Here is a 6,167-nt window from a genome sequence, read left to right as displayed (position 1 = left end):
CGGCGGCGATGACGCCGCTGCCCGTCTTCGGCGTCCCGGTCGAATCCAAGGCGCTATCCGGCCAGGATTCGCTGCTCTCCATCGTGCAGATGCCGGCCGGCATCCCGGTTGGCACGCTGGCCATCGGCAAGGCCGGCGCCGCCAATGCCGCGCTGCTTGCCGCGGCGGTGCTTGCGCTCAACGACGACAAGCTCGCCGCCCGGCTCGACGCCTGGCGCGCGGCGCAGACCGCCAAGGTCGCCGCCGAGCCGACGGACGCGCCGTGAGCCTGGCGCCCGGATCGACCATCGGCATCATCGGCGGCGGCCAGCTCGGCCGCATGCTGGCGATGGCTGCCGCCCGCCTCGGCTACCGCATCGTCGTCCTGGAGCCGCAGGCCGACTGTCCGGCGGCCCAGGTCGCCAACCGGCAGATCGTCGCCGCCTACGACGATCCGAAAGCGCTCGCCGAGCTCGCCGCCGCCAGCGCCGTCGTCACCTATGAATTCGAGAATGTTCCGGTCGCCGCGGCGCGAACGCTGGCGGCAACGGTCCCCGTCTATCCGCCGGCCCGCGCGCTCGAAGTCGCACAGGATCGCGTAACCGAGAAAAGCTTCCTCAACAGCATCGGCATCCCGACGGCGGAGTTCTGCCCGGTCGATAATGACGACCAGTTGACCGAAGCTTTGAGGAAATTCGACGGCAGCGGGGTGCTGAAAACCCGCCGCATGGGTTATGACGGCAAGGGTCAGCGTGTCTTCCGCAACATGGAAACGGGCGGCTTTGCCGGCACCTGCGAGGCGATGGGCAATGTGCCGCTGATCCTGGAATCGCTCGTCGCTTTCGAGCGCGAGATTTCGGTGATCGCCGCGCGCGGCCTCGACGGGACGATCGCCGCTTACGATCCGGCCGAAAACGTCCATCGCGAAGGCATATTGCGCAGCTCGACCTTGCCGGCCGCCATCGGTCCGCAAACGGCAACGGCCGCCAAGGATACGGCCGCAAAAATCCTTTCCGCGCTCGACTATGTCGGCGTCATCGGCGTCGAGTTCTTCGTGCTTGCCGACGGCTCGCTGCTGGCCAACGAGCTGGCGCCGCGCGTGCACAATTCCGGCCATTGGACGGAGGCCGCCTGCGTCATCTCGCAGTTCGAGCAGCATATACGCGCCGTCGCCGGCCTGCCGCTGGGCTCGCCCGAGCGGCATGCTGATTGCGTGATGGAAAACCTGATCGGCGACGACATGCTGAAAGTGCCGGCGCTGCTCGCCGAACCCGACCTGATGCTGCATCTTTACGGCAAGGCCGAGTCACGCCCCGGCCGCAAGATGGGCCATTTCACGCGCCTCATCGGGCCGAAATAACCCGCTATTGCATCTCCTGGTCGTCGCCGCCGGCGTCGGAGCCGGCACAGCTAGGATCGCTCAGCTTGCAGTTGGCGCCGGAGGTGAGCTGCTTTGTGCGCTCGATGGTCACCTTGGTCAGGCACTGTGACACCTCCATCGGGTGGATCGAGCCGCCCTCGCTGTCGGCGGTCGAATAGGCGCATTCGGCATCGCGAAAGGCGATCCAGGCGCGCTGAGCCGTCTGCAGCAGCTTGTTCGAGGCCTGATCGTTGCTGCTGACGATGTTCTTATAGGCGGCGTTGAGCCTGGCACCGGCCGCCTGGTAATCGGCATCGGCGCAGATGTTCAGCATCGACTGGCTGTCGTCGCTGCGGTCGCAGTCCTCGGCAAAGGCTGCCGGGGCGGTCGCCAGGAGAACAAGACAGGCGGGCAGAAACAGACGGCGCATGGGAATCTCCAGTCGCTTGGGTGCGGACACCATTCCAGTCGACCTCGAGTCGCGCAATGCCGTGGCCGGTGGGGGATGGGGAATATTTGACGGATCGCGCCAATTGCCCTTGTTCGAGCATCGTCACGTGGTTGACACGGACGACACTCCTCGTTTATGAGCCACGCCAAGTTCAAAGGCGCGCTTTTTTCGGGCGCGCCTTTAAAATTCGGCCCGGGACGGGCCCTGACCGAACAGGCAAGACCATGAAGATCAAGAATTCGCTCAAGGCGCTCAAGGCGCGTCACCGCGACAACCGGCTGGTTCGCCGCAAGGGACGCATCTACATCATCAACAAGACCGCTCCGCGCTACAAGGCGCGCCAGGGCTGAGTTTTGCGCGCGGCCTGATGCATGCCACCCGAAAGGAAGTGGCATGCGAACAGACCACGCCGCGCTGATGTCGGGTGCCGGTTTGCCGGCCCTTTCACGCTAAAATCACTTTGACGATCCGCCGTCCGGGATTAGATTCCGGCGATGCGGATTCGTTTTGCATTTTTCGCCGCCTTTTTGCTTTCCGGCGCAGCTTTGCCTGCAGGAGCAGAAACGGTGCCGGGCGCGCTGCCTCCCGATGCCGCGCCGCCCGCCGCGACACCGCCGCCGGCCGCTCCAACCAGGCAGGGCCGCCTCGACCAGCTCTTCACCGAGTTGAAGCGCGAGCGCAACGAGAAGGCGGCCGAGCGCATCGCGGGCCGCATCTGGAGCGAGTGGAACCAGTCGGGCAGCGCCTCGATCGACCTGATGATGCAATGGGCGCAAAAGGCCACGGAAGACCAGAAATTCGACGTCGCGCTCGATTTCCTCGACCAGGTGGTGACCTTGCAGCCCGACTATGCCGAAGGCTGGAACCGCCGCGCCACCGTGCATTTCCTGATGAAGAATTACGGGAAGTCGATGGCCGACATCGACCGCACCCTGCAGCTCGAGCCGCGCCATTTCGGTGCGCTCTCGGGCCTCGCCCAGATCATGACCGAGACCGGCCACAAGCAGTCGGCGCTGGAGGCCTGGCAAAAGGTGCTGGCGATCTATCCGATGATGCGCAGCGCCCAGGACCAGGTTTCAACGCTTTCGGAAGAGCTCGCCGGCGAGGGCATCTGACGCGCTTATGTGCGTCCCTTCATCTTAAATCGCGGCGCGCTAAAGCGTTTCACCGTTTCCCGGAAACGGCGAACCGCTCTATCCCTTTGTTTTGACGCAATTCCGGACGGAAAACCGCGAACACTTTTCCTGGAATTGCTCTAACCGGATCCGCGCAACGGGCTTCAAGCCTCGGTTTTGACGTGGCGAAGTTCCTCGGCCTTGCGCTCGACGACGGCCTCATAAGCGGCCCGCAGCTGCTGGCGCACGGTGGGTGCGCCGGGCGGCGTCCTCGAAGGCGCGCCGAGATGCTCATGGCGCAGCTCGTCCATGAACTGCTCCCATAGCGGCGGGCCGCCCTTTTCGAGCAGCTCGGCGCGGATCGACAATTCTTCGCTGACCGGCAGCCAGACACGTCCCCAGGCGCCGAGCTGCGCCATGATCGGCACCAGCGTGATCGCCATCTCGGTCAGGCTGTAGATCGCCTTCTGCTTGTGGCTGGGGTCGTCGGCCTTGGTCAGCAGGCCAAGCGCCATCAGCCGCTTCAGCCGGTCGGCCAGGATGTTGGAGGCGATGCCTTCCAGCGAGAAGTTGAGCAGCTCGCGAAAATGGCGCCGGCCGCCAAAGATCATATCGCGCAGGATGATCAGGCTCCAACGGTCGCCGAACACTTCGAGCGACAGATTGATGGGGCAACCGGACCGACGGTCGATGCTCATGACACTCTCTCCAGAAAAACCAGTTGCATTATGATATCGGTTTCACTATCGTGCAACTGATTGCAAAACGCAATCGGATTGGAGGAGCAGATGACCCACGCGGCGCAGCGCCCCGACATCGTTTCGGAAAGCTTCGGCAGTCCGAAAGATCCGCCGATCCTTCTGATCATGGGCGCCATGGCCTCGATGCTGTGGTGGCCGGAAGCCTTCTGCCGGCAACTCGCCAGGCGCGGCCGCTTCGTCATCCGCTACGACAACCGCGACACTGGACTGTCGACCAAATATCCGCCAGGCGCGCCGCCCTACAGTTTCGAGGACATGGTGGACGATGCCATCCGCGTGCTCGACGACTACGGCGTCGGCAAGGCGCATGTCGCCGGCATGTCGATGGGCGGTATGCTCGCGCAGAACGTGGCGCTGAAATATCCTGAAAGCGTCAGCGCGCTCACCGTGATCTCATCTTCGCCGCTCGGCGTCGACACGTCCGGCCTGCCGGGGGCGACCGAAGCCTACAAGGAGCATTCGGCGCAAGGCGCCAATGTCGACTGGTCGAACCGGGAGCAGGTGCTCGACTTCATGGTCAAGGACGCCCGCGCGATTGCGAGCGCTTTGCATCCATTCGACGAGGAACGCACGCGCGCGATGATCGAGGCGGACTATGATCGCTCCGGCGGCCTCGCCAGCGCGACCAACCATTTCCTGCTCAAGGGCGGCGGCCTGAAACGGACGGTGCGAGACCTGACGGCACCGCTGCTCGTCATCCACGGCACCGCCGATCCGCTGTTTCCGGTCGAGCATGTCGAGGCGCTCGCTAAGGCCGTTCCAGGCGCAAGGCTGGTCAAGGTCGAAGGCGGCGGTCACGAGCTGCACCGCAACGACTGGCCGCAGATCATCGACGCTATCGCCGCACATCACTAGGCGTGGCGGCTCCGGCTTGACTCGACGGGCTTGCGACAATAGTTAAGTGAACACTTCAGTATTATTCAGCGACCGAACGCGAAAGAGAGCGAGAATGTCCCTGACGCTGCATTTCCACCCGCTGGCATCCTTCTGCTGGAAACCGTTGATCGCATTCTACGAGAACAATACACCCTTCGAGCCGGTGATCGTCGACCTTGGCGACGAGGCGTCTCGCGCCGCCTTCCTGAAGGTGTCACCGACCGGCAAGATGCCGGCGTTGCGTGACGATGCGCGGGACCGCACAGTGCTGGAATCGACCATCGTCGTCGAATACCTCGCCGCGCATTATCCGGGGCCGGTCGAGCTCGTTCCGGCTGATATCGATCTGGCCCTGCAGGTCCGCCAGGCCGACCGCTTCTACGATTTCTACGTGCAGCATCCGATGCAGAAGATCGTCGGCGACCGCTTGCGGCCAACGGACAAGACCGACCCGTTCGGGGTTGAGGAGGCTCGCGCGCAATTGCGCAATTCCTACGCCATTATCGAAGAGGAGATGGCGGGCAGGACCTGGTCAGTGGGCGAAAGCTTCACCATGGCAGACTGCGCCGCCTCGCCGGCGCTGTTCTACGCCAACAAGGTCGAGCCGTTCGGCAAGAAATTCCCGGCGGTGAAGCGTTATCACGACCGCTTGCTCGCGCGTCCGTCCTTCGCCCGCGTGATCGAGGAAGCGGGACCTTACTTCAAGTTCTTTCCGTACAACAACGGCTGACCGAAAATGCTGCACGACCCGGCTCAGCTCGATTTGATGTTCCAAGCGCTCGCCGATCCGGCACGGCGCCAGATGGTGGATCGTCTGTCGCGCGGGCCGGCGTCGGTCAGCCAACTGGCGGAACCGCTGGCTATGTCATTGTCGGCCGTTGTCCAGCATCTCAACGTGCTCGAGGCGAGCGGCCTGGTGCGGACCGAAAAGCTTGGCCGGGTGCGGACCTGCCAGATCGAGCCGAAGGCGCTTCGGGCCGCCGAGCACTGGATCAACGAGCGGCGGCTTGCCTGGGAGCGCCGACTCGACCGGCTCGGCGATTTCCTCGCTGAAACGAAAGATGAGAGCTGAAGGTCCCATCATGACCGAACGATCTGTCGTCCATTCCACCTTCGTCATCGAGCGCGTCTATCCGGTGACGCCCGAGAAGGTCTATTTCGCCCTGAGCGACGCCGAGGCGAAAAAGCGCTGGTTCTTCGATCCCGACAATCCGATGCCGAGCCGGCACGAGATGGACTTCCGTGTCGGCGACAAGGAGGTGAATGCAGGCTGTCCCAGCGACGGGCAGATGCATTTCTACAACGCGGTCTATCAGGACATCGTGCCGAACCGGCGCATCGTCTACAGCTATGAGCTCTTGTTCGGCGAAACGCGGGTCTCGGTATCGCTTGCGACGATCGAGCTTATCGCGGAAGGCAGGGGAACGCGGCTTATCCTGACGGAGCAGGGCGCCTTCGTCGACGGCATCGACTCGCCAGCCACGCGCGAGCACGGCACCGGCGAATTGCTGGACGCGCTTGAGGCGGCACTGGAACCGGCGACGTGAGGCAGTAGAGCGTTTCACCATTTCACGGAAACGGCGAGCCGCCCTCCTCTTGTCAAATGCTTGGCGTATCGTCGCTGC

At 63.7% G+C, this 6,167-nt stretch carries 10 protein-coding genes; 8 read left to right on the top strand and 2 right to left on the bottom strand.

What is annotated here, in order from left to right:
* The coding region (locus EOA23_RS11675; RefSeq protein ID WP_189341587.1) for an AIR carboxylase family protein at positions 1-266 on the top strand (266 nt) is incomplete at its 5' end.
* Positions 263-1,339 carry a 5-(carboxyamino)imidazole ribonucleotide synthase gene (locus EOA23_RS11670; protein ID WP_127304247.1) on the top strand — a complete coding sequence of 359 codons (1,077 nt, stop codon included), beginning with the start codon at positions 263-265 and terminating at the stop codon, positions 1,337-1,339. The genes EOA23_RS11675 and EOA23_RS11670, both read left to right, overlap by 4 nt.
* Positions 1,340-1,343: 4 nt before the next feature.
* On the opposite strand, the gene EOA23_RS11665 is transcribed toward EOA23_RS11670, so the two are convergent.
* The gene (locus tag EOA23_RS11665) at positions 1,344-1,769 is read right to left on the bottom strand and encodes a lysozyme inhibitor LprI family protein (protein ID WP_127304246.1); all 426 of its coding nucleotides are present in this window, start codon (positions 1,767-1,769) and stop codon (positions 1,344-1,346) included.
* 245 nt (positions 1,770-2,014) lie between these two features.
* On the opposite strand from EOA23_RS11665, the gene ykgO reads away from it, so the two are divergent.
* Both ykgO and EOA23_RS11655 read left to right on the top strand, forming a co-directional pair.
* Positions 2,015-2,140, top strand: coding sequence for a type B 50S ribosomal protein L36 (gene ykgO, locus EOA23_RS11660; RefSeq protein WP_040974291.1), 126 nt, complete (start codon positions 2,015-2,017; stop codon positions 2,138-2,140).
* A 144-nt stretch (positions 2,141-2,284) separates the two neighbouring features.
* Positions 2,285-2,905 carry a hypothetical protein gene (locus EOA23_RS11655; protein WP_127304245.1) on the top strand — a complete coding sequence of 207 codons (621 nt, stop codon included), beginning with the start codon at positions 2,285-2,287 and terminating at the stop codon, positions 2,903-2,905.
* A gap of 164 nt (positions 2,906-3,069) precedes the next feature.
* Here EOA23_RS11655 and EOA23_RS11650 read toward each other — a convergent pair whose 3' ends face one another.
* Positions 3,070-3,603, bottom strand: coding sequence for a helix-turn-helix domain-containing protein (locus EOA23_RS11650; protein WP_127304243.1), 534 nt, complete (start codon positions 3,601-3,603; stop codon positions 3,070-3,072).
* Positions 3,604-3,693: 90 nt separating this feature from the next.
* Between EOA23_RS11650 and EOA23_RS11645 the strand changes: the two genes are divergently transcribed.
* The 4 genes from EOA23_RS11645 (at position 3,694) to EOA23_RS11630 (ending at position 6,089) form a co-directional block, all read left to right on the top strand.
* The gene (locus tag EOA23_RS11645) at positions 3,694-4,521 is read left to right on the top strand and encodes an alpha/beta hydrolase (RefSeq protein ID WP_127304241.1); all 828 of its coding nucleotides are present in this window, start codon (positions 3,694-3,696) and stop codon (positions 4,519-4,521) included.
* Positions 4,522-4,615: 94 nt separating this feature from the next.
* Positions 4,616-5,272, top strand: a complete 657-nt coding sequence (locus EOA23_RS11640) for a glutathione S-transferase family protein (RefSeq protein ID WP_127304239.1) — start codon at positions 4,616-4,618, stop codon at positions 5,270-5,272.
* A 6-nt stretch (positions 5,273-5,278) separates the two neighbouring features.
* On the top strand, positions 5,279-5,614 hold the full coding sequence (locus EOA23_RS11635) for a metalloregulator ArsR/SmtB family transcription factor (RefSeq protein ID WP_126064073.1): 336 nt from the start codon (positions 5,279-5,281) through the stop codon (positions 5,612-5,614).
* Positions 5,615-5,624: 10 nt separating this feature from the next.
* On the top strand, positions 5,625-6,089 hold the full coding sequence (locus EOA23_RS11630) for an SRPBCC family protein (RefSeq protein WP_127304237.1): 465 nt from the start codon (positions 5,625-5,627) through the stop codon (positions 6,087-6,089).
* Positions 6,090-6,167 lie beyond the last annotated feature (78 nt).

The organism is Mesorhizobium sp. M2A.F.Ca.ET.042.01.1.1, from assembly GCF_003997405.1.
Lineage (GTDB): Bacteria > Pseudomonadota > Alphaproteobacteria > Rhizobiales > Rhizobiaceae > Mesorhizobium.
This window is presented reverse-complemented; position numbering and strand designations above follow the sequence as displayed.